The organism is Paenirhodobacter sp. YD-8, assembly GCF_056590935.1.
The window spans coordinates 2,712,373-2,732,941 of record NZ_CM152649.1 but is presented as its reverse complement, the minus strand read 5'-3'; the positions used below and the strand labels follow the sequence as shown (position 1 = coordinate 2,732,941).

At 69.2% G+C, this 20,569-nt stretch carries 21 protein-coding genes; 8 read left to right on the top strand and 13 right to left on the bottom strand.

The features are described 5' to 3' along the window. Nucleotides 1-113 precede the first annotated feature (113 nt). Nucleotides 114-1,472: an aminotransferase gene (locus tag AC0QTQ_RS13295; RefSeq protein ID WP_480256969.1), complete on the bottom strand. Its 1,359-nt coding sequence runs from the start codon at nucleotides 1,470-1,472 to the stop codon at nucleotides 114-116. Between the two features lie 165 nt (nucleotides 1,473-1,637). Here AC0QTQ_RS13295 and AC0QTQ_RS13290 point away from each other — a divergent pair, with 165 nt between their 5' ends. Then, nucleotides 1,638-2,576 (top strand): LysR family transcriptional regulator, encoded by a 939-nt coding sequence (locus AC0QTQ_RS13290; RefSeq protein ID WP_480256968.1) that lies wholly within the window; start codon nucleotides 1,638-1,640, stop codon nucleotides 2,574-2,576. A gap of 254 nt (nucleotides 2,577-2,830) precedes the next feature. Here the strand turns inward: AC0QTQ_RS13290 and AC0QTQ_RS13285 are convergent, their stop codons facing one another. Both AC0QTQ_RS13285 and secG read right to left on the bottom strand, forming a co-directional pair. Then, nucleotides 2,831-4,474, bottom strand: coding sequence for a CTP synthase (locus AC0QTQ_RS13285; RefSeq protein ID WP_480256967.1), 1,644 nt, complete (start codon nucleotides 4,472-4,474; stop codon nucleotides 2,831-2,833). A 173-nt stretch (nucleotides 4,475-4,647) separates the two neighbouring features. Then, entirely contained in the window at nucleotides 4,648-5,004 is a 357-nt protein-coding gene (secG, locus tag AC0QTQ_RS13280; protein ID WP_121534373.1) for a preprotein translocase subunit SecG, read from the bottom strand. A 199-nt stretch (nucleotides 5,005-5,203) separates the two neighbouring features. Here secG and AC0QTQ_RS13275 point away from each other — a divergent pair, with 199 nt between their 5' ends. Together AC0QTQ_RS13275 and AC0QTQ_RS13270 are read left to right on the top strand one after the other, a co-directional pair. Next, the gene (locus AC0QTQ_RS13275) at nucleotides 5,204-6,502 is read left to right on the top strand and encodes an adenylosuccinate synthase (protein ID WP_480256966.1); all 1,299 of its coding nucleotides are present in this window, start codon (nucleotides 5,204-5,206) and stop codon (nucleotides 6,500-6,502) included. A 1-nt stretch (nucleotide 6,503) separates the two neighbouring features. Then, nucleotides 6,504-6,740 carry a DUF2842 domain-containing protein gene (locus tag AC0QTQ_RS13270; protein ID WP_121534375.1) on the top strand — a complete coding sequence of 79 codons (237 nt, stop codon included), beginning with the start codon at nucleotides 6,504-6,506 and terminating at the stop codon, nucleotides 6,738-6,740. Between the two features lie 53 nt (nucleotides 6,741-6,793). Here AC0QTQ_RS13270 and AC0QTQ_RS13265 read toward each other — a convergent pair whose 3' ends face one another. Beyond that, entirely contained in the window at nucleotides 6,794-9,277 is a 2,484-nt protein-coding gene (locus AC0QTQ_RS13265) for a hypothetical protein (RefSeq protein ID WP_480256965.1), read from the bottom strand. 141 nt (nucleotides 9,278-9,418) lie between these two features. On the opposite strand from AC0QTQ_RS13265, the gene AC0QTQ_RS13260 reads away from it, so the two are divergent. After that, nucleotides 9,419-10,078 carry a thiamine diphosphokinase gene (locus AC0QTQ_RS13260; RefSeq protein ID WP_480256964.1) on the top strand — a complete coding sequence of 220 codons (660 nt, stop codon included), beginning with the start codon at nucleotides 9,419-9,421 and terminating at the stop codon, nucleotides 10,076-10,078. Here AC0QTQ_RS13260 and AC0QTQ_RS13255 read toward each other — a convergent pair. Next, nucleotides 9,981-10,958 carry a DMT family transporter gene (locus tag AC0QTQ_RS13255; protein ID WP_480256963.1) on the bottom strand — a complete coding sequence of 326 codons (978 nt, stop codon included), beginning with the start codon at nucleotides 10,956-10,958 and terminating at the stop codon, nucleotides 9,981-9,983. The genes AC0QTQ_RS13260 and AC0QTQ_RS13255 overlap by 98 nt on opposite strands. Nucleotides 10,959-11,023: 65 nt before the next feature. Further along, nucleotides 11,024-11,584, bottom strand: coding sequence for an NADPH-dependent FMN reductase (locus AC0QTQ_RS13250; RefSeq protein ID WP_480256962.1), 561 nt, complete (start codon nucleotides 11,582-11,584; stop codon nucleotides 11,024-11,026). 112 nt (nucleotides 11,585-11,696) lie between these two features. Here AC0QTQ_RS13250 and AC0QTQ_RS13245 point away from each other — a divergent pair, with 112 nt between their 5' ends. After that, nucleotides 11,697-12,509 (top strand): AraC family transcriptional regulator, encoded by an 813-nt coding sequence (locus tag AC0QTQ_RS13245; RefSeq protein ID WP_480256961.1) that lies wholly within the window; start codon nucleotides 11,697-11,699, stop codon nucleotides 12,507-12,509. Nucleotides 12,510-12,885: 376 nt separating this feature from the next. On the opposite strand, the gene purU is transcribed toward AC0QTQ_RS13245, so the two are convergent. Continuing rightward, nucleotides 12,886-13,770 (bottom strand): formyltetrahydrofolate deformylase, encoded by an 885-nt coding sequence (gene purU, locus AC0QTQ_RS13240; RefSeq protein ID WP_480256960.1) that lies wholly within the window; start codon nucleotides 13,768-13,770, stop codon nucleotides 12,886-12,888. Between the two features lie 345 nt (nucleotides 13,771-14,115). Between purU and AC0QTQ_RS13235 the strand changes: the two genes are divergently transcribed. Together AC0QTQ_RS13235 and AC0QTQ_RS13230 are read left to right on the top strand one after the other, a co-directional pair. Further along, entirely contained in the window at nucleotides 14,116-14,373 is a 258-nt protein-coding gene (locus tag AC0QTQ_RS13235; protein WP_480256959.1) for a YjhX family toxin, read from the top strand. Between the two features lie 8 nt (nucleotides 14,374-14,381). Beyond that, entirely contained in the window at nucleotides 14,382-14,879 is a 498-nt protein-coding gene (locus tag AC0QTQ_RS13230; RefSeq protein ID WP_480256958.1) for a GNAT family N-acetyltransferase, read from the top strand. A gap of 53 nt (nucleotides 14,880-14,932) precedes the next feature. On the opposite strand, the gene AC0QTQ_RS13225 is transcribed toward AC0QTQ_RS13230, so the two are convergent. Next, nucleotides 14,933-15,256, bottom strand: coding sequence for a 2Fe-2S iron-sulfur cluster-binding protein (locus tag AC0QTQ_RS13225; RefSeq protein WP_480256957.1), 324 nt, complete (start codon nucleotides 15,254-15,256; stop codon nucleotides 14,933-14,935). 152 nt (nucleotides 15,257-15,408) lie between these two features. Here AC0QTQ_RS13225 and AC0QTQ_RS13220 point away from each other — a divergent pair, with 152 nt between their 5' ends. Beyond that, nucleotides 15,409-15,951 carry a peptidoglycan-binding domain-containing protein gene (locus AC0QTQ_RS13220; protein ID WP_480256956.1) on the top strand — a complete coding sequence of 181 codons (543 nt, stop codon included), beginning with the start codon at nucleotides 15,409-15,411 and terminating at the stop codon, nucleotides 15,949-15,951. 25 nt (nucleotides 15,952-15,976) lie between these two features. Here AC0QTQ_RS13220 and AC0QTQ_RS13215 read toward each other — a convergent pair whose 3' ends face one another. The 5 genes from AC0QTQ_RS13215 to hflK form a co-directional block, all read right to left on the bottom strand. After that, the gene (locus AC0QTQ_RS13215) at nucleotides 15,977-16,519 is read right to left on the bottom strand and encodes an isochorismatase family protein (RefSeq protein ID WP_245965292.1); all 543 of its coding nucleotides are present in this window, start codon (nucleotides 16,517-16,519) and stop codon (nucleotides 15,977-15,979) included. A 134-nt stretch (nucleotides 16,520-16,653) separates the two neighbouring features. Then, nucleotides 16,654-18,156, bottom strand: a complete 1,503-nt coding sequence (locus AC0QTQ_RS13210; RefSeq protein WP_480256955.1) for a DegQ family serine endoprotease — start codon at nucleotides 18,154-18,156, stop codon at nucleotides 16,654-16,656. Nucleotides 18,157-18,305: 149 nt separating this feature from the next. Next, a complete protein-coding gene (locus AC0QTQ_RS13205) occupies nucleotides 18,306-18,500 on the bottom strand; it encodes a DUF2065 domain-containing protein (RefSeq protein WP_480256954.1) in 195 nt (64 codons plus the stop codon). Beyond that, entirely contained in the window at nucleotides 18,500-19,420 is a 921-nt protein-coding gene (hflC, locus tag AC0QTQ_RS13200; RefSeq protein ID WP_480256953.1) for a protease modulator HflC, read from the bottom strand. The genes AC0QTQ_RS13205 and hflC overlap by 1 nt, the downstream gene beginning before the upstream one ends. Then, nucleotides 19,420-20,550 carry an FtsH protease activity modulator HflK gene (gene hflK, locus AC0QTQ_RS13195; protein WP_480256952.1) on the bottom strand — a complete coding sequence of 377 codons (1,131 nt, stop codon included), beginning with the start codon at nucleotides 20,548-20,550 and terminating at the stop codon, nucleotides 19,420-19,422. The genes hflC and hflK overlap by 1 nt, the downstream gene beginning before the upstream one ends. Between the last annotated feature and the right edge of the window lie 19 nt (nucleotides 20,551-20,569).

Sequence of the window (20,569 nt, the reverse complement as noted above, 5' to 3'; positions counted from 1 at the left end):
CCAGGAAAAGGCCTCGCCGCGAAAAGGCTTCCGGCTTTCTCCTTGCCGGAAATACCTCGGGGGTGAGGCCCGGCAGGGCCGAGGGGGCAGCGCCCCCTCTGACCCGGTCGACGTCAGGCGACTTCGGCAAAGACCTTCTTCAACGCCTTGTCGAGCTTGTCGAACATCTCGTCCATCTGCGCCTCGGTCAGGATGAACGGCGGGCAGAGCACGATCGACTGACCAAGCGGGCGGCAGATCAGCCCCATGTCGGTGCAGGTGTTGGCGATCCGCTCCGACACGCTCAGCTCGCCATCGAAGGGGGTCTTGGTGGCGCGGTCGGCCACCGCCTCGAGTGCCCACATGTAGCCCACGCCGCGCAGCTCGCCGATGTTCGGGTTCTGCGCGATCTGCGCGAGCCCCGCCTCCATCCGGCCCGACAGCCGCTTGACGTTGTCGGCCAGCCCCTCGTTCATGATCACGTCGATCGCCTTCAGCGCGATCGCGCAGCCGACCGGATGACCCGAGGCGGTGAAGCCGTGCGGAAACTCCTCGATCGCCTCCGAGGCCGCCTGCACCCGGTTCGCGAGGTCCGGCCCGAGAATCACCGCGCCCATCGGGAAATAGCCCGCGGTCAGGTTCTTCGACGAGATGATCGCGTCGGGCATGAAGTCATAGGTCTCGCTGCCCCAGGTCGCGCCGGTACGCCCGAAGCCGCAGATCACCTCGTCGGCGATCAGCGGGATGCCGTATTTCTTCAGGATCGGCGCCACTGCCTGGAAATAGCCCTTCGAGGGCGGAATCACCCCGCCCGCGCCCATCACCGGCTCGGCGAAGAAGCCGGCGATGGTGTCGGCGCCTTCGGTGATGATCGTCGCCTCGAGCTCGGCCGCAAGGCGTGCGGTGAACTGCTCCTCGGTCTCGCCCGGGCGGCCGAAACGCCAGTAATGCGGGCAGCCCAGATGCAAAAAGCCCGGCAGCGGCAGGCCGAAGACCGAGTTGTAGGGCTTGCCGGTCATCGAGGCCGAGACCGCGGTGACGCCGTGATAGGAGTTGATCCGGGTCAGGATCTTGCGTTTCTGCGGCTTGCCCTCGGCGCCATGCAGGAACCACAGGATCTTGACCATGGTGTCATTCGCCTCGGAACCGGAGTTGGTGTAGAACACCTTGCCGCTTGCGAAGGGCGAGACCTCGACGAGCTTCTCGCTCAGCATCACGGTCTGGTCGGACATCCGGCCGAAGAAGGCGTGATAGCCCGGAAAGCGCGCATACTGGTCCTGCGCCGCCTTGATCAGCCCGGGGTGGTCGAAGCCCGCGACCATGTTCCACAGCCCCGAATTGGCATCGAGATACTGCCGCCCATGGGTGTCGTAGATGTAGGGGCCCTTGCCGTGCGTCACCACGACCGTGCCGCGCTCGTGCACCGAGGGCAGGTCGGTAAAGCCGTAGAGCGAGAATTCGTCGGCCTTCGACTCCCAGCTGTTGTCACGCATGTTGCTCTCCTTTCGCGATCCGGCCACAGGCTATCCGCGCCGCGGCCGACGTCAATGGGGCGCGCCGCCGCCCCCACGGGGCAGAATGCACGCGGGGCGTGCATCGCGGCTTGCCAAAGCGGGCGGGGCCCGCGCATTCTGCGCGCGACGTGCAGGAGGCGGCGAATGGCAGGGCAGCGGGAGCGGATCAGCCTCTGGGCGGTGGAGGTGCTGGTGGCGCTGGCCGAGGAGGGCGCGATCACCGCCGCCGCGCGCCGGCTTGCGGTCTCGGCCTCGACCGTCAGCCAGCAGATCGCCGCGCTCGAGGCGGCGCTTGGCGCCGAGCTCGTCGACCGCAGCGCACGCCCCTTCGCCCTGACCCCGGCCGGCCGCGCCTTCCTGCCCCATGCCGAGGCGATGCTTGACGAGCTTGCGCGCGGCCGGGCGGGCGTTGGACTTGCCGATCCCTCGGGGCTGCGCAGCTTTCGCCTCGGCATGATCGAGGATTTCGAGGCCGAGGTGACGCCGCTTTTGCTGGCCGGCATGGGGGCCGAGCTCACCTCCTGCCGCTTCCTGCTCGAGACCGGACCGAGCCACCGGCTGGCGGCGCAGCTCGAGGCACGGGCGCTCGACATGACCGTCGCGGCCGAGATCGACGGCAGCCGCGAGGGGCTGACGGTGCTGCCGCTCCTGACCGAACCCTTCGTCGCGGTCTGGCCCGAGGGGCAGGTGGGCGCGACATTGCCTTTCCTGCACTACAGCCCGCGCACGCTGATGGGCCGCCAGATCGCCGCCCATCTCGCGCGCGAGGACGCGGCCCCGACGCATCGCTTCGAGATCGACAGCTACCCCGCCATCCTCGCGATGGTGGCGGCGGGGCAGGGCTGGTCGATCCTGACCCCCTCGGGCGTGCACCACGGCGCACGGGCGGGAGTGACGCTTGCGCCGCTGCCGGTCGCCCCGCTCGCACGCAAGATCGTGCTGAGCGCGCGGGCAGGCACGATGGCGGACCTGCCGGCGCGGGTGGCGGGCCGGCTGCGCGACCTGCTTGCCGCCCGCATCGTCGCCCCGGCACTGGCCGAGGCGCCCTGGCTTGAAGGGGCGCTGCGGGTCGAAGGGCTCTGACCGCGGAGCCCGCCGCTTGCGGGAGCCGGAGCAGGGGGCGCTGCCCCCTCGCGCCCTCGGCGCTCACCCCCGGGATATTTGGAGCAATTGGAAGCTGAGAGGGCAGGGGACCCGGCAGGGCCCCATGCGGGCCCCGTTGCTTCCAATTGCCTGAAATATCCCGGGGGTGAATTTTGCCGAATGGCAAAAGAGGGGGCAGCGCCCCCTCCTTCGGGCGCCCCGTCAGGGGCGCAACCTGTGCTGTCTTGCGCCGCTCAGACGAGGCGGCTCTGTTCCTTGGCGGCCTTCACCAGCCCGGCGAAAAGCGGATGCGGCGAGAAGGGTTTCGACTTCAGTTCCGGGTGGAACTGCACGCCGATGAACCAGGGGTGATCCTTGACCTCGACGATCTCGGGCAGACGGCCATCGGGCGACATGCCCGAGAACACCAGCCCGCAAGCCTCGAGCTTGTCGCGATACTTGATGTCGACCTCGTAGCGGTGGCGGTGGCGTTCTTCGATCTGCGTCGTGCCATAGACCTCGGCGACCTTCGAGCCTTCCTTCAGGATCGCGGTATAGGCGCCAAGCCGCATCGTGCCACCCTTGTCGTCGTCGAGCTTGCGCTCGACCCGGTGGTTGCCCTGCACCCATTCCTTCAGGTGGTAGACGACCGGGGTGAAGCGCTTCTTGCCGGCCTCGTGGTCGAATTCCTCGGAGCCCGCGTTGGTCACGCCGGCAAGGTTGCGCGCCGCCTCGATCACCGCCATCTGCATGCCCAGGCAGATGCCCAGGTAGGGGATGCCCTTCTCTCGCGCATATTGCGCAGCGCGGATCTTGCCCTCGGTGCCGCGCTCGCCGAAGCCGCCGGGCACCAGGATCGCGTTGAACTGTTCGAGATGCGGGCCGGGGTCTTCGCGCTCGAAGATCTCGGCGTCGATCCATTCGGCCTTGACCTTGACCCGGTTCGCCATGCCGCCATGGGTCAGTGCCTCGGCGATCGACTTGTAGGCGTCCTCGAGCTGCACATACTTGCCGACGATCGCCACCTTCACCGTGCCCTCGGCATGGGTCAGCCGGTCCATCACGTCTTCCCAGCGGCTCATGTCGGGCTTCGGCGCGGGCGAGATGCCGAAGGCATCAAGCACCGCCTGATCGAGGCCGACGCGGTGATAGGCGAGCGGCGCCTCGTAGATCGACTTCAGGTCATAGGCCGGGATCACCGAGTCGGGCCGCACGTTGCAGAACAGCGCGATCTTCGCGCGTTCCTTGTCCGGGATCGGGTGTTCCGAGCGGCATACCAGCACGTCGGGCTGCAGCCCGATCGAGCGCAGCTCCTTCACCGAATGCTGCGTCGGCTTCGTCTTCAGCTCGCCGCTCGCCGCCAGATAGGGCAGCAGGGTGAGGTGCATGAAGATGCACTGCCCGCGCGGCCGTTCCTGGGCGAATTGCCGGATCGCCTCGAAGAAGGGCAGGCCCTCGATGTCGCCGACCGTGCCGCCGATCTCGCACAGCATGAAATCGACTTCCTCGTCGCCGACGGCGATGAAGTCCTTGATCTCGTTGGTGACGTGCGGGATCACCTGGATCGTCTTGCCGAGATAGGCGCCCTTGCGCTCCTTCTCGAGCACGTTCGAATAGATCCGGCCGGAGGAGACGGAATCGGTCTTGCGCGCGCTCACCCCGGTGAAGCGTTCGTAATGGCCGAGGTCGAGGTCGGTCTCGGCGCCGTCATCGGTGACGAAGACCTCGCCATGCTCGAAGGGCGACATCGTGCCCGGGTCGACGTTCAGATAGGGATCGAGCTTGCGCAGCCGCACCGAGAAGCCGCGCGCCTGCAGCAGCGCGCCCAGTGCCGCGGAGGCAAGGCCCTTGCCGAGCGATGAAACCACACCGCCGGTAATGAAGACGTAACGTGCCATGGAAGCCCCCGTGATCAGCCAAAACCTGTTTAATATCCCGAAGCGATGCTCCGGGATCACGGGGCTTAATATCTACACGATTCGCGGCCTGCCCGCAACCGGACCGCAAGACATTGGGTAAACTGTGACGCTTTGCCCCAAGACTGGTGTCAGGGGCGAAGGCCGCGGCCCGCTCAGTTGGCGGGCGGCGGCGTCACCGGCGCGTCGGTCGCGGCCGGAGGCAGCTCGATCGGCGGCGCGGCCGGGGTGGCGGGCGCAGTGGTCGCGGGCGCCGGGGTGGTGAGCTGGTCGACGACCGAGGCGTCCGAGGCCGCACGTGCGGCCAGGATGGTCAGCGTGACCGAGGTGATGATGAAGCCCGCCGCGAAGATCCAGGTCAGCCGGGTCAGCGCGTTCGCCGCCTGCCGGCCGGTCATCACGCCGCCGGTGCTCCCCATGCCGAGCCCGCCGCCTTCGGAGCGCTGCAGAAGCACGACGCCGATCAGGAGCAGCGCAAGGATCAGGTGGATGGAGAGGACGACGTTTTCCATGAGGGGTGCGGGGCCTTCTTTCAACCGACGCGCCTATCTAGGCGGATGAGGGCCGCCGCGCAAGCCGTTTCCCGGCGAAACCGCGACCGTCCGTCGCTGCCGTGCCGCAAACTTGACCGGATAGCCCGAAAAACGGTTTCCCCCCGGGACCACGCCCGCTATATGTCACGCGGTTTTCACAACCCTGCAGGAGTGGGATATGGCCAACGTCGTGGTTGTCGGAGCCCAATGGGGCGACGAGGGCAAGGGCAAGATCGTCGACTGGCTGAGCGAGCGCGCCGACGTCATCGCGCGGTTCCAGGGCGGTCACAACGCGGGCCACACGCTGGTCGTGAACGGTGTCGTCTACAAGCTGAACGCGCTGCCCTCGGGCGTGGTGCGCGGCGGCAAGCTCAGCGTGATCGGCAACGGTGTCGTGCTCGATCCGTGGCACCTGCTGAACGAGATCAAGAAGATCGGTGAACAGGGGGTCGAGATCACCCCCGACAACCTGATGGTGGCCGAGAACACGCCGCTCATCATGCCGTTCCACGGCGAGCTCGACCGCGCCCGCGAGGCGCAGGCGGCGGGCTCGAACGCGAAGATCGGCACCACCGGCCGCGGCATCGGCCCGTGCTATGAAGACAAGGTGGGCCGTCGCGTGATCCGCGTCGCCGACCTCGCCGATCCGGCGACGCTCGAGCAGCGCGTCGACCGCGCGCTTGTCCACCACAACGCGCTGCGCGCCGGTCTCGGCCTCGAACCGATCGACCGTGCCGCGCTGCTGAAGGAGCTGAACGCGATCTCGGCGGCGGTGCTGCAATACGCCAAGCCCGTCTGGAAGGTGATGAACGAGATGCGCCGCGCCGGCAAACGCATCCTCTTCGAGGGCGCGCAGGGCTCGCTTCTCGACATCGACTTCGGCACCTATCCCTATGTGACCTCGTCGAACGTGATCGCCGGGCAGGCGGCGACGGGTGTCGGCCTCGGGCCGAATGCGATCGACTTCGTGCTCGGCATCGTCAAGGCCTACACCACCCGCGTCGGCGCCGGCCCGTTCCCGACCGAGCTGCTCGACGCCGACGGCGACCGTCTGGGCGAGCGTGGCCGCGAGTTCGGCACGGTCACCGGGCGCAAGCGTCGCTGCGGCTGGTTCGATGCGGCCCTGGTGCGCCAGACCTGCGCGATCTCGGGCATCAACGGCATCGCGCTGACCAAGCTCGACGTGCTCGACGGCTTCGACACGATCAAGATCTGCACCGGCTATTCGCTTGACGGCGAGCTGCTCGACTATCTTCCGACCGCGGCCGAGGCGCAGGCGCGCTGCACGCCGATCTATGAAGAGGTCGAGGGCTGGAAGGAATCGACCGAGGGGGCGCGGTCGTGGAACGACCTGCCCGGCGCCGCGGTGAAATACGTGCGCCGGATCGAGGAGCTGATCCAGTGCCCGGTCGCGATGCTCTCGACGAGCCCCGAGCGCGACGACACCATCCTCGTCACCGACCCCTTCGCGGACTGAGATGGCGCTCGGCTACAAGACCCGCAAGCGGCTGGCGCTGCTTGCGCTTCTGGTCGGGCTGCCGGCCTATATCATCGTCGCGGTGAGCGTGGTGAACATGGCCGAGGCCCGCTGGGGGATGATGCCCTGGTGGGGATCGCTCGCCGTCTATGTCGGGCTCGGCGTCCTCTGGGCGCTGCCGCTGAAGCCGGTCTTCACCGGCGTGGGCCAGCCCGACCCGGACGCCAAACGCGACTGAAACGCAAAACGGAGGGGCTTGCCCCTCCGTTTTTCTTTCATCGGTGCCTGAGCTCAGGCGCGCTTTTCGAAATATTGCGACTGTTCGGTGATCGCGTATTGGCCGCGCTTCACCTTGGCGATCTTGCCCTGGCGCAGCAGCTGGCCGAAGCTGCGCAGCCGGTCCTCGCGGCTGAAGCTGCCCTCGCCGATCGCGGTCACCTTGCTCATGATCTGCGGCGGCGAGAAATGCGGCCGGCCCTCGACCTGCGCGGTATAGGCGGCGGCGGCCTCGAGCAGATCCGACAGGCCCTGCGTGCCGCGCGCCTGTGCGAAGTCGGCAAAGCTTTCGGCGCCGCCCTGCGGGGCGACGACGTCCTCGGCCAGAAGCTGCGCGGTGCTGACCCGGCGCGGGCGCACCGGCATTGCCGGCTGCACCGCGGGCGCCGTCTGGATCTGGTCGACGCGCTGCTCGGAAACCAGCACGAGCGGCGCCTGACGCGGCTCGACCGGCTCGGGGCGGGCGCTCGCCACGCCGTGCAGCACCGGGCGGCGCGGCCGCACGGCATGGGTCAGGTCGTCGCGATAGGGGCGGGTCTCGTCTGCCGCCTCTTCCTTGCGGCCACCGCGGGCCAGCCGTTCGGCCACCGTCGCCGCGACCGCCGCCTTGAGATGCGCGATCGCGGAAAGACGGCGGCGGTTCTCGTGGCCCGAAAGCTGGGCGTCGGCCTCTTCCATCAGCCGCGTCACGTCATCGTCGCGCGAGGCCGCGGCAGGTTTTTGCGCGATCCGGCGCGGGATGACGGGGGCGGCAGGCTCGACCGCAGCAGCCTCGGCAGCCTCGTCCGGCAGCATCGCGGCGATCTGCGCGGCCATCTCCTCGGGTTCGATCCCGGCAGGCGCCTCGGCCTCGGGTGCGAGGGCAACCTCCGGCAGGGGCGCCTCTTCGGGCGCCGGCGCGGTCTCGCCGAGATGGGCGGCAAGGGCCGCAGCGATCGTGTCCTCGGCCATCTCCTCGGGGGCGAGGGTCTCGGCCGCACGCGCGTCCGCGGTGGGCTCTTCGGCGGGTTCCTCGCGCAGCGCTTCGAACGCCTCGGGGAAATCCCAGTCCTCCGCTGCGGCGGCCAGCGCCGCATCGGTGTCGGCGCCGGTCAGCGCCTCGCCCTCATCCTCGTCGAAATCTTCCTCGAGCGCGGCAAGCTCGGCCATCAGCTCGGCTTCCTGCTCGGGCGTCAGCGCCGGGCCGTCCTCCGCGGCCGGCGCGGTTTCGGCGGCAAGGCGCGCCGCGACCAGGGCCGCGACATCCTCCTCGGCCGGCGTCGCATCGGTGGCGGCTGCCTCGGCCACCGGCGCCGCAAGCGGCGTCTCGACGGGCGCCGCGGCGGCCGGCGCAGGCTCGATCCGGCGCACCTTGATGACCCGGGCGCGCAGCGGCGGGCGCGGCGCCTCGACCTCGGGGGCAGGGGCGGCGGCTTCCTCGGCGGTCACGCTCGCCTCGGTCTCTCCGGCGGCATGACGCGCCGCACGGCGGGCGGCACGGCGTTCGGCCCAGCCCGACTGCGGCGCGGCTTCGGGCGTCTGCGCCTCGGCGACTGCCTCGGGGGCGGTCTGAGCCACCGCCGCGCTCGGCTCGGCCGGGGTCTCCGCCTCGGTCTCAGGCTGGTCCGCTTCGGGCAGTTCGACGCTCGCTTCCGGCAGGAACATGGCGGCGAAATCCGCCTCTTCGACGACGGGCTCCTCGACGATGGCCTCCTCGACGACGGTCTCCGCCGCGACGGGGGCCTCGATGGCGGGTTCCGGCTCTGCGGGTTCCTCGACCGGGGCTTCGGCCGCGGGCGCGATCTCTTCGAGGTCGGCGGCGAGGGGCTCCTCGAACGCGGCGGGGGCCTCGGCAACCGGTTCCTCGGCGACCGTCTCCTCGGCGATTTCGGCCACCGGCTCGGCCTCGGGCATCGACTCGCTCACCGCGACCGGTGCTTCGGCCGGGGCCTCGACAGCCTCTTCGATTGGCGCCGCTGCGGGCGTCGCGGCGGCTGCGGCCTTCGCCGAGGCCACGGCCGCGCGGATGCGCTGCAGCTTGGCCGCGACCGATTCGCTCACCGGGTCGGCGCTTTGCGGGACCACGAAGGGAACAGGCTCCGGCGCGACCGGGGCTTCGGGTTCGGAGAGGACCGGCTCGGGCGCCTCGGCGGCGGGGGCCGCGACCTCTGGTTCCTCTGCTACGGGGGCGGAAACCTCGGGAGAGGGCGCGGCGGTCGGCGCGGGTTCGGGGGCGCGGATCTCGGCGGGGGCAGGCGCGGTCTCCTCGGCCTGCCGCAGGATCACGCCGTTGCGCTGGATCTTCGCCTCGACGCGGCGCTGGATCTCGCGCTCGGCGATGCGGTGCAGCATCTCGGCGTCGGGCTGCGGTGGCTCGGCGCCGAAATAGCGGTCGTCGGCGGCCAGATCCCGGAAATATTCCGCGATCGCCTTCATCGTGTTGAACGGCTCGTCGAACCCCTCCAGCGTGCAGGAGAAGGTGCCGTAGGAGACGGTCAGAATCTTGCTTGCACCAACCATGGAACGCTCGCTTTCTACTAGACCCGGTTCCGTCCACGATCCTGTTGAACTGGTGCTTTCCCGTGAACGGAAAAAGGCAAATGCAGGGAATTTTTCCGGTCGTGGTTGTGCTTTCCTGCCTTAATCGCCATCAATCATGGCATGGAACGGCACATTGTCCAGTATCAAGGCGGGGTGACCCTGCTTGGCGGCGGCGCGGTCGAGGCGGCGGATCTGCACGCCGCGCTGGCACTTGCACCGGCGCTCGTCGCGGCCGATGGCGGTGGTGACCGGGCGCTGGCCTTCGGGCTGATGCCCGAGGCGGTGATCGGCGACATGGACAGTCTGAGCCCGGCCGGTGCGGCGGCGATCGGTCCCGCGCGCCTGCACCGGATCGCCGAGCAGGACAGCACCGATTTCGGCAAATGCCTGACCCATGTCGGGGCGCGCTTCTTCATCGGGCTGGGCTTCACCGGGCTGCGGCTCGACCATACCCTTGCCGCGCTCAGCGATCTGGCGCAGCGGCCCGACCGCGCCGTGGTGCTGATCTCGGAAGACGAGCTGATCTTTCGCGCCCCGCCCGAGATCGCGCTCGACCTGCCGCTGGGGGAGCGGCTGTCGCTGTTCCCCTTCGGTCCGGCCTCGGGCACGGCAGAGGGGCTGCGCTGGCCGATCGAGGGGCTGAATTTCACCCCCGCCGGCCGCGTCGGCACCTCGAACGAGGTCAGCGGCCCGGTGCGGCTTTGCCTGGCGGGAGAGATGCTGGTGCTGCTGCCGAAACGGCATCTGGCCGGCGTGCTTGCCGCGCTCGGGTTGCGGTGATGCGCTCGCGGTGGATGATGTAGAGCCCCGAGCCGGTGATGATCGCGATGCCGACCCAGGTCAGCAGATTCGGGAAATCGCCGAAGAAGACATAGCCGCACAGCGTGGCGGTCAGCATTTCGAAGTAATGCAGGGGTGCCAGTGTCGAGGAGGGCGCGAAGGACAGCGCATAGCTCATCGCCATGTGGCTGACCGTCGAGGCGAGGCCGACGCAGGCGCACCAGAGCCAGAAGATCCCCTCGGGCCGGCCGAAGCTCACCTCGCTCAGCCCCGCGCTGGTGCCAAGCGCCAGCAGCGGCAGGCACAGCAGCGTGGCGAAGACCGCGGTGTGGAACTGCATCGCCACCGGGTCGACATCGCGCGAGAGCGCCCGGGTCAGCAGGATGTAGAGCGCGAAGCTGACCGCGGTGCCGAGCGGAAAGAAGGCCACCGCGCCGAAATGGCTGAAGGACGGCTGGATCACGAAGAGCGCGCCGATGAAACCCACGACCGAGGCCGCAAGGCGCCGCGGCCCGACCTCCTCATGCAGCACGAAGCGGCCGATGAACAGGATCACGAAGGGCTCGACGAAGGCGATGGCCAGCGCATCGGCGATCGGCATCACCTGCACCGCGGCGACGAAGCAATAGGTCGCCGTCATCGAGACGAAGGCGCGCGCCACGCTCAGCGCGAGCACCCGCCCGCCGATCCGCAGCGGCAGCCGCAGCGCGACAACCAGCGGTGCCATCAGCAGCCCCTGCACGACATAGCGGCCAAGCGTGACGGTGCCCACCGGCACCGCCTGCGAGGCCAGTTTCGAGGCCACGTCGATCAGCGGCGCCAGCGCGCAGAAGGTGAGCATCAGGGCGATGCCGGGAAAGATGCGGTCCGGGCGTGTCATCCGGAATCGCTATCGCCCCGCGCGGGCGCCGTCCATCCTGAAAGTGACGACGCCCGCCCGCGGGCTCAGCCGCGGCGGTCGCGCGCGATCTCGGCAAGGAGCCGCTCGCAGGCGGCGGCGGCGTAATCAAGGACGGCGCGATCGGTGAAGCGGCCGTCGGTCATGCGCTGATGCACGCCGCCGATCACCACCTCGGGCGTCGCGACCGGGCGCGAGAGCGTCGAGGCAAAGGCTTCGCGCAGCTGGTATTGCGCCCGCACGCCGCCGGTCGAGGCCATCGAGCAGGTGACGATCAGCACCGGCTTGTCCTTCAGCGGCGAGGCGAAGGCCGGACGCGAGGCCCAGTCGATGGCGTTCTTCAGCACGCCGGGGGTGCCGTGGTTGTATTCGGTCGAGACGACGATCAGCCCCTCGGCCGCCTCGATCGCGCCGCGCAGCGCCGCGACGGGGGCGGGGCGGGGCTCGATGTCGAGATCCTGATTGTAGAGCGGCAGGGCGCCGATCGGGGCGATGGCGGTCTCGGCGCGCGGCGCGATCTCGGCAGCGATTGCCTCAAGCACGGCGGCGCAATAGGAGGCCTTGCGCAGGCTTCCGGGGATGCCCAGCAGGCGGAAGGGGGTGGTCATGGTCGGTCCGGTCCTTGTCTTCGGCCGCCCGAAGCGGCCCTGCGGATGGCTATATATCGAAAGATGTGCTATCCGCTTTCGTGAAGCAGCCAAATGCTGCGGAGGAACGGCCATGCTGCCCGAAGACGCTCCCACGCCGAACCCGGTCCTTGCGCTGTCGCGCGACCATGCCCGAGGCGCCCGTGTCGGGCGCCATGCGCATACCCGCGCGCAGCTGATCTTCCTGCTGACCGGGGCGATGCGGATCGTGCTTGATGACCGGGTGTTCTCGGTGCCGCCGGGGCAGGCGGCCTTCCTGCCGCACGGCGTGCCGCATGCCGCCGATTACACCGAGCGCAGCGCGGTGCGCATGGCCTATCTCGACCCCGCGGCCTTTCCCGATCTGCCGCGCGAGACCGCGGTGCTGCCGCTTGGCGGGCTGCTGCGCGAACTGGTCCTGCGCGCGATCGCGCTCGACCCCATGGCGTGCTGGAGCCCGGCCGAGATGCGCGCGATGCAGGTTCTGGCCGACGAGATCTGCCGTGCGCGCGATCGGGCGCCCGGCCTCGCGCTTGGTCGCGACGCGCGGCTGCGGCGGGTGACCGAGGCGCTCGTCGCCGATCCCTCTGACCGGCGCAGCCTGCCGGACTGGGCGGCGACCGCTTCGGTGGCCGAGCGCACGCTGGCGCGGCTGTTCCTGCGCGAGACCGGGCTCTCCTTCGCGCGCTGGCGCACCCGGCTGCAGATCGCCCGCGCGGTCGAGGCGCTGGCCGCCGGCCGCCCGGTGACGCAGATTGCCTATGATCTCGGCTATGCCAGCCCCTCGGCCTTCACCGCGATGTTCACCCGCGAGACCGGGCATCCGCCGCATCTGAGCCGCGCCACGCTGCCCGGTGCCGAAGATGGCCGCCCGTCTTTCTCCTTGCCCGAAATACCTCGGGGGTGAGGCCCGTCAGGGCCGAGGGGGCAGCGCCCCCTTTTGGCCCGAGGGATCGGTGCCCGGCCGGGGCAGGGGGGCGCTGCCCCCTCTGGCCTGCGGCCATTCACCCCCGGGATATTTGAGGCAATTGGAAGCGGAGAAGGCTGGTTGCTTGCCCGGCGTGCGCCAAGGGCACCCGGCCCTCGCTTGCGCTTCGGGCGTTCGCCAAAGGCACCCGGCCCTGCGCTTGCGCTTCGGGCGTTCGCCAAAGGCACCCGGCCCTGCGCTTGCGCTTCGGGCGTTCGCCAAAGGCACCCGGCCCTGCGCTTGCGCTTCGGGCGTTCGCCGCTTTGAACGCTCCACTGGAGCGTTCAATCCCGGCGCGATGCGCCGGGACCGCGGCTCACCCCATCCGTTCGGAGGCGTAGGAGCCGGGGCTGGCCGGGAAGACCACGGTCTTGCTGCCGTTGATGAAGGCGCGGTGGTGGATATGGGCGTGGATCGCGCGGGCGAGCACCTGCGCCTCGACATCGCGGCCAAGGCTCACGTAATCCTCGGGCGACTGCGCATGCGTCACGCGCACCGTGTCCTGCTCGATGATCGGGCCCTCGTCGAGATCGGCGGTGACGTAATGCGCCGTCGCGCCAATGAGCTTCACACCGCGCTCATAGGCCTGCTTGTAGGGGTTTGCGCCCTTGAAGCTCGGCAGGAACGAGTGATGGATGTTGATGATCCGCCCCGACATCTTCTCGCACAGCGCATCCGACAGGATTTGCATGTAGCGCGCCAGCACCACGAGTTCGGCCCCGGTCTCGTCGACCACGCGCAGCAGCTCGGCCTCGGCCTGGGGCTTGTTCTCCTTCGTGACGCGGATGTGGTAGAAGGGGATATCGTGGTTCACCACCACCTTCTGATAGGTCAGGTGGTTCGAGATCACGCCGACGATCTCGATCGGCAGCGCGCCGATGCGGGTCCGGTAGAGCAGGTCGTTCAGGCAATGGCCGAAGTTCGACACCATCAGCAGCACCTTCATCTTGCACGCCTGATCGTGCAGCGCCCAGTCCATGCCGAAGGCCTCGGCGATCGGGGCGAAGCCCGCCTCGAGTGCCTCACGGCTGGCGCCGGTCTGCGATTCGATGCTGACGCGCATGAAGAAGCGGTGGTTCTGCGCGTCGTCATACTGGTGCGAGTCGGAGATGTTGCAGCCGTTCTCGGCCAGATAGCTGGCGATCGCGGCGACGATGCCGCGGGTCGTCTTGCAGGTCACCGTAAGCACGTAGGAAGTCATTCTCGGGTCCTTCGCTGGGCCCTTGCGGGCGTGTTGGGGGCAATCTCTCCTGCCGCGCGACCGAGGGCCAGCCGGGATACGACGCGAAGGGCGCGAAAAGCGGCGCGGGCGGTGTCGCAAACGAGACGCGGGTTTCCGATAGTGGAGCGCGGCGGCCTGTCGCGGCGGCGCCCCCTTGCGCCCGGGGGCCGTGCTGCCTACCTTCCTCGAGACGCGGTGTATGGACCGCGATGGAGTGTGGATGTCGGAGATTGTGTGAGAGGCTCCCTGTCGGGGGGCCGTGACACGAAGCAGGGCGGCCTGAAGGCACGGCCCTGAAGTCTCACATCCAGTCTCAGGATTCCCATGAAGATCTCGAAACTCGAACAGCGCGTGCTGCACGTGCTGGCTCAGGGCGGGCTGATCCGCCATGAACGCGGCGAGGGCCGCAAGATTTCCGCCGTCACCTGCTACACCCGCGACGGGCTGGTGCTGTCCGATTGCGATCTGACGCTGTTCCGGCGCCTCAGGGCGCGGCGGCTGATCGCCTCGGGCGGCGGTGCGCCCTACCGGATCTCGCGCCGCGGCCTTGCCGCCGTGCGCGGCCAGCTCGACAACCAGTGAGGTCTGCCATGATCATCCGATCCGAAACCGGAACCGCGGCCGAGAGCGCCGCCCTTGCCACGCTCGTCACCCGGGCCTTCGCCACCGCCCCCGTCGCCTCGGGCACCGAGGCCGAGGTGCTGGCGCGGCTGCGCGCAAGCGGCGCGTTGAGCCTGTCGCTGGTCGCCGAGGAGACGGGGCAGCTGATCGGCCAGATCGCCGCCTCGCCCGCGACGATCGGCGGGGCGGGGGGCTGGGTCTGTCTCGGCCCGCTTGCCGTCGCGCCCGAGGCGCAGGGGCGCGGCATCGGCAGCGCCTTGATGCGCGCGACGCTGGACCGGCTTGCGGCGCTCGGTGCGGCGGGTGCGGTGCTGGTGGGCGAGCCCGCCTATTACGGCCGCTTCGGCTTTGTCGCCGATCCGGCGGTGGTGCTGGCGGGGGTGCCGGCGCGCTATGTGCTGGTGAAGCCGCTCGCCGGCCCGGCCCCCGCCGGGGCGCTCGTCTGTGCGCCGGCGCTGATGCCCTGAAATGCCGAAGGGCCGCCCCGACGGGCGGCCCTTCTGGGAACGCGGAGACGCGCTCAGATCTGCTTTTCGGGGATATGAACCACCAGCCCGTCGATCTCGGGGGTGACCTTGATCTGGCAGGTCAGGCGCGATTTCACCGGATCGGGATGCCAGGCGAAATCGAGCATGTCCTCTTCCATCGACTCCTTCGCCGGCAGCCGGTCGACCCAGGCCTCGTCGATGTAGACATGGCAGGTCGAGCAGGCGCAGGCGCCGCCGCAATCGGCGTCGATGCCCGGGATGCCGTTGTCGCGCGCGCCTTCCATGACCGTCATGCCCGGCTTCACATCCACCACATGCTCGGTGCCGTTGAATTCGATATAGGTGATCTTCGCCATCGTCTGTATCCCATCCGCTGGCCGCCCGCGCGGCCGTCCGAACCGATGTAGGACATGCCGCAGGCCTTGACCAGAGCCGCGGTGCCGCATCCCTTTTCGCGCCTGCCGCAATCGGCTAGGGTCGCGCAGGAATTCGGCAAAGAGCCCCGGCGATGACCATTTCTGCGCGACTGATCCTGCTGTGCTGTGCCCTCGGCCTCGGCCCGGCCGTGGCCCGTGCCGCCGACGCGGCCGGGGCCGAACCGGTCGAGCAGAGCCTGGCCGGCGAATGGCGCGACACGCCGCCGCAGCCGGGCGAGGCGGGCTGCTTCGCCCGTCAGACCCGGCCTGCGGTGATCGAGACAGTGACCGAGCAGGAGCTGGTCTCGCCCGAGGTCCGCGACCGAGCGACCGGGCAGGTGACGCGGCCCGCGACCTATCGCAGTGCCACGCATCAGCGCATCGTCGAGGGCCGGGCCGAGATGTGGTTCCCCGCGCCCTGTCCCGAGGCGATGAGCGCGGAGTTCGTCGCCTCGCTGCAGCGCGCGCTGCAGGTGCGCGGGCTTTATGCCGGGCCGGTCAACGGCGTGCTCGACATCCCGACCCATGCCGCGATCCGCGCCTATCAGGCGCCGCGCGGGCTTGTCTCGGCGACGCTCTCGATCCGCGCGGCGCAGGAGATGGGGCTGTTGCCCTGGCTCGAAGACGTGAAGTGAGGCCGTGGCCGAACGGCGGCGCCGGTCAGTCCGCGGCGGCCAGCACCGACGCGCTGTCGATGACCCGCGCGAAATCGGCCTCGAGATGTGCGAGGGTGACATCGAAGATCACCTGCGCGCAGAGGCCTGCCGCCGGCAGGTCGAAGCCGATCACCGCATCGCGGACGACGGTCATGTCAAAGCCCAGATCCGCGCCATGCCGGACCGTGCTGTTGACACAGAACCCGGCCACGGCACCCGTCACCACCAGTTCGGTGATGCCGCGCGCCTGCAGATGCGCCGCCAGATCGGTCGAGGCGAAGGCCGATGAGGTCCGTTTCACGAAAATCGCCTCGCCCTCCAGCGCTTCGGCGCAAGCCATCGGCGGATAGCCCGCGGCCGCCGGATGCAGGGGCGAGTGCGCGGCGTCGTCCCGGTGGCGGACATGCAGCACGGGCCACCCGTTTTGGCGGAAGCCCGCCGCAAGCGCCGCGATCCGCTCGGGCGCCCCGGCGTTCACGCAGTCGCGGCCAGCCGCGATGCGATGCTGCATTTCCATCTGCATGTCGATGATGACGAGGGCTCTCACGCACGGCACTCCCTGAACCTGTGCCGTCGGGATAGCCCGGATGCCGGGCCGACGCAAAGGGCCCGGAGCGGTGATCGCGCTCCGGGCCCCTCGTCGTTCCTGTCCGCGCCGCTCGCGCGGCAGCGGGGTGCGGCTTAGCCGTTCACCGGCAGCGCCACGAAGCGCGGTTCGCCGCCGCGGCGGATCAGCAGCAGCACCGACTTGCGCCCGGCGTCCTTGGCTTCCTTCACCCGGTCCTCGAGGTCGCTCAGCTGCGCCACCGGCTGCTGGCCGGCCTCGGTGATCAGGTCGCCCTCGCGCAGGCCCTGGTCATAGGCGGCCGAGTTCTCGTCGATCGACTTGATGACAAGGCCCTGGGTGCCGGGCTGCAGGCCCATCTCCTGGATCAGCGCGTCGGTGAGCGGCATCACCGTCATGCCGAGAACCTGCGCCTCGCTCGCGGTGCCGGTCTGGTCCTGCGCCGCGGCGGGGACGGCATCGCCCTCGGCGGTCTCGCGCCGGCCGAGCGTGACGAGCAGGGTCTGTTCCTTGCCGCCGCGCACCACGGTGACCCGCACCGCCTGGCCCACCGGCGCATCGGCGACGCGGCGCACGAGGTCACGGCTGTTCTTCACCTCGCCGCCGTCGAAGTTGACGATGACATCGCCCGCCTGCATGCCCGCGGCCTTCGCCGGGCCCTCGGGCACCTCGGAGACAAGCGCGCCCTCGGGTTTCGCCAGGCCCATGGCGTCGGCCATGTCCGGGGTGATCTCCTGGATCTTCACGCCAAGCCAGCCGCGGCGGGTCTCGCCGAACTGCTTGAGCTGGTCGACGACCTTCTTCACCACGTTCGAGGCCATCGAGAAGCCGATGCCGATCGAGCCGCCGTTCGGCGACAGGATCGCGGTGTTCACGCCGACGACCTGGCCGTCCATGTTGAACAGCGGCCCGCCCGAGTTGCCGCGGTTGATCGCCGCGTCGGTCTGCAGGTAGTCGTCATAGGTGCCCGAAAGCTCGCGGTTGCGCGCCGAGACGATGCCGGCCGAGACCGAGAAGCCCTGGCCGAGCGGGTTGCCCATGGCCATCACCCAATCGCCCACCCGGGTCTGGTCGCTGTCGGCGAAGGTGACGAAAGGCAACGGCTTGTCGCTTTCGACCTTGAGCAGCGCGATATCGGTCTTCGGGTCGGTGCCGACCAGCTTCGCGTCCATCGTCTTGCCGCCATAGAACTCGATCTGGATCTCGTCGGCACCCTCGATGACGTGGTTGTTGGTGACGATGTAGCCGTCTTCCGAGATCACGAAGCCCGAGCCGAGCGCGTTCGAGCGCTGCGGATGGGTCGGGCCGTTCGGACCGTTCGGCATCTGCTGGAACGGGAAGTCCTTGAACAGGTCCGAGAACGGCGAGCCGTCGGGGAAGACCGGGCCCTGATCGTTCGGCACGGCGACGGTGGTGGTGGTGGTGATCATCACCACCGCCGGGCTCACCTTCTCGGCCAGATCGGCGAAGCTGTCCGGGGCGGCGCGGGCATAGGCCGGCGCGATCGGCGCGAAAGCCAGCGCCGTCGAGATCATCGCGGCCCCCAGAACCCCCTTCACGAGCCGGGGCGCGCGGATCAGCGCTTTGGGGGTGAACGGGGTAAGGTCGTGTTTCGTCATGCGTCGCTCCCGAAAATCCTCGAGCCGGGCCTGCCGGCGTCTCCCTTGTTAAAACCCCAGGGGACGGGACGTTCAAATGAAAGACCGTCGCGCCGTCTCAATTCGGTGTGAGAGGGGCGAGAGGATCTCGCCCGCTCCGGGCGCCGGGGTCAATGGCTGAAATGTCGCAAGAGCCACAAAAGCGCGACGCCGGCGGCGATCGCGGCAAGGCCGAGCTGCCGCCGGCGCTCGCGTCCCATCGCCGCAAGCAGGGCGAGCGCCTCCTCGATACGGGAAGGGGCCAGCGCAAGCGCCAGCCCCTCGATCACCAGGACGAGCGCAAGGCCCGTCAGAAGCATCGCCATCACTGACCTGCGGTGGGCGCAGGGCTCTCGCCCGTCGGCACCGCCTCGACCGGACCGAGGCTTTTGACGAAGCGGTCATAGTCGAAGTAGAGGCTCGAGGGTTCGGTCACCAGCGAGGACGAGCCCGGCTTCAGGCTTTCCGCATAGAACTGCAGCGAGCGGGTGAAGGCGAAGAAGGACGGGTCCTTGCCATAGGCCTCGGCATAGATCGCGTTGCGCGCCGCATCGGCCTCGCCGCGGATGATCTCGGATTGCTTGCGCGCTTCCGAGGTCAGCTCGATCACGGTGCGGTCGGCCGCCGCCCGCACGCGCTGTGCGGCCTCGCCGCCGCGCGCCCGCTCGTCCGCCGCCTCGCGCTCGCGCTCGGCCCGCATCCGGGCATAGGTCGCGGCCAGGTTCTGGTCGGGCAGGTCGGTGCGGGTCAGCCGCACGTCGATCACGTCGACGCCAAGCGCCGCCGCCTCGCGCCGGGCGATGTCGCGGATCTGGTTCATCAGCGGGGTGCGGTCGTCCGACAGCACCGCGGTGGAGGGAACCGAGCCCATGACCTCGCGGATGGCGTTGTTCAGGATGCCGTCAAGCCGGCTCTTGGCGAAGGTCTCGCCGCCGGTCGACACCGCCTCGCGGAACTTCACCGGGCTGGTGATGCGCCAACGCGCGAAGGCATCGACCACCAGACGACGATCGTCGAGCGGCGTCACCTCGAGCGGCTGGGTCATCAGGCTGAGGATGCGGTCGTCATACTTCACAACCTGCTGGATCAGCGGGATCTTGAAGCCGAGACCGGGCTCGGTGCGGACCTGCTTGACCTCGCCGAACTGCAGCACCAGCGCCTTTTCGCGCTCGTCCACCGTGTAGACCGAGGACAGGCCGACGGCGACGGCGATCACCGCCACCGGGATCAGGAATTGTGCGCGCATCAGTTGGCCCCCCCGTTCGTCGCAGGCGTGGTCTTGCGAAGCTGGTCAAGCGGCAGATACGGCTGGACGCCCGACTGCCCGTCGACCACCACCTTGTCGACATCGCCCAGGATGCGGCCCATGGTTTCGTAGAACATCCGTCGCTTCGTCACCTCGGGCGCCTTGCGGTATTCCTCGTAGACCGAGGTGAAGCGCGCCGCCTCGCCCTGGGAGTCGTTCACCACCTGGGCGCGATAGGCCTCGGCCTGCTCCTGCAGCTGCGCGGCCTGACCGCGGGCACCGGCGGTCACCTTGTTCGCATAGGCGTCGGCTTCCTTCTCGAGCTTGTCGCGCTCCTGTTGCGCGGCCTGCACGTCGCGGAAGCTGTCGATGACCTCCTTCGGCGGGTCGGCGCGGTTGAAGTTCACCCGCACGATGTTGATGCCCACGTCATAGCTGTCGAGCGTCGCCTGCACCGCCGCGCGCAGATCGGCGCCGATCGCGCCGCGGTCGCGGTTCAGGATCGGTGCGAGTTCCGAACGCGCGATGATGTCGCGCATCGCGGATTCCGAGACGGCGCGGATCGTGTCTTCCGGATCGGCGAGGTTGAACAGGTATTTCGTCGGGTCCGAGATGTTCCAGACCACCTGGAACTCGATGTCGACGATGTTCTGGTCGCGGGTCAGCATCAGACCGGAATCCATCGAACCGCCGCGCCCGGTGCCCAGTTCCGTGGTGCGTTCGTCAGTGACCGGGATCACCTCGGCCGTCACCACCGGCCAGGGCGCGAAATTGAGCCCCGGGTTGCCGGTCGCGTAATACTTGCCGAACATCAGCTCGATCGAGCGCTCGTTCTGCTGCACCGTGTAGAACGACCCCCAGGCCCAGAGTGCCGCCGCGGCCAGCGCCACGAGGCCGATCGTGCCGCCGGTCATCGCCGGCCCCTTGGGCAGCCCGCCGCCCGGCCGTCCGCCGCCCGAGCCGCCACGTCCACCCATCAGCACCTTCAGGTGTTCCGAGCCTTTCTTCATGAGATCTTCGATCTCGGGGATCGCGGGCGGCTCGCCTGGCCGCCGCTGTCCGGGCCGTCGATTGTCGTCGCGGTCGTCGCCGTTGCCGCCGCCCGTCCCCCAGGGACCTCCGTTGCTCATTTTCCCTCGCCTTTCATTG

Coding starts and splice junctions, on each gene's coding strand:
- AC0QTQ_RS13295 (WP_480256969.1), bottom strand. CDS start 1,472: ATGCGTGACAACAGCTGGGAGTCGAAGGCCGACGAATTCTCGCTCTAC.
- AC0QTQ_RS13290 (WP_480256968.1), top strand. CDS start 1,638: ATGGCAGGGCAGCGGGAGCGGATCAGCCTCTGGGCGGTGGAGGTGCTG.
- AC0QTQ_RS13285 (WP_480256967.1), bottom strand. CDS start 4,474: ATGGCACGTTACGTCTTCATTACCGGCGGTGTGGTTTCATCGCTCGGC.
- secG (WP_121534373.1), bottom strand. CDS start 5,004: ATGGAAAACGTCGTCCTCTCCATCCACCTGATCCTTGCGCTGCTCCTG.
- AC0QTQ_RS13275 (WP_480256966.1), top strand. CDS start 5,204: ATGGCCAACGTCGTGGTTGTCGGAGCCCAATGGGGCGACGAGGGCAAG.
- AC0QTQ_RS13270 (WP_121534375.1), top strand. CDS start 6,504: ATGGCGCTCGGCTACAAGACCCGCAAGCGGCTGGCGCTGCTTGCGCTT.
- AC0QTQ_RS13265 (WP_480256965.1), bottom strand. CDS start 9,277: ATGGTTGGTGCAAGCAAGATTCTGACCGTCTCCTACGGCACCTTCTCC.
- AC0QTQ_RS13260 (WP_480256964.1), top strand. CDS start 9,419: ATGGAACGGCACATTGTCCAGTATCAAGGCGGGGTGACCCTGCTTGGC.
- AC0QTQ_RS13255 (WP_480256963.1), bottom strand. CDS start 10,958: ATGACACGCCCGGACCGCATCTTTCCCGGCATCGCCCTGATGCTCACC.
- AC0QTQ_RS13250 (WP_480256962.1), bottom strand. CDS start 11,584: ATGACCACCCCCTTCCGCCTGCTGGGCATCCCCGGAAGCCTGCGCAAG.
- AC0QTQ_RS13245 (WP_480256961.1), top strand. CDS start 11,697: ATGCTGCCCGAAGACGCTCCCACGCCGAACCCGGTCCTTGCGCTGTCG.
- purU (WP_480256960.1), bottom strand. CDS start 13,770: ATGACTTCCTACGTGCTTACGGTGACCTGCAAGACGACCCGCGGCATC.
- AC0QTQ_RS13235 (WP_480256959.1), top strand. CDS start 14,116: ATGAAGATCTCGAAACTCGAACAGCGCGTGCTGCACGTGCTGGCTCAG.
- AC0QTQ_RS13230 (WP_480256958.1), top strand. CDS start 14,382: ATGATCATCCGATCCGAAACCGGAACCGCGGCCGAGAGCGCCGCCCTT.
- AC0QTQ_RS13225 (WP_480256957.1), bottom strand. CDS start 15,256: ATGGCGAAGATCACCTATATCGAATTCAACGGCACCGAGCATGTGGTG.
- AC0QTQ_RS13220 (WP_480256956.1), top strand. CDS start 15,409: ATGACCATTTCTGCGCGACTGATCCTGCTGTGCTGTGCCCTCGGCCTC.
- AC0QTQ_RS13210 (WP_480256955.1), bottom strand. CDS start 18,156: ATGACGAAACACGACCTTACCCCGTTCACCCCCAAAGCGCTGATCCGC.
- AC0QTQ_RS13205 (WP_480256954.1), bottom strand. CDS start 18,500: ATGGCGATGCTTCTGACGGGCCTTGCGCTCGTCCTGGTGATCGAGGGG.
- hflC (WP_480256953.1), bottom strand. CDS start 19,420: ATGCGCGCACAATTCCTGATCCCGGTGGCGGTGATCGCCGTCGCCGTC.
- hflK (WP_480256952.1), bottom strand. CDS start 20,550: ATGAGCAACGGAGGTCCCTGGGGGACGGGCGGCGGCAACGGCGACGAC.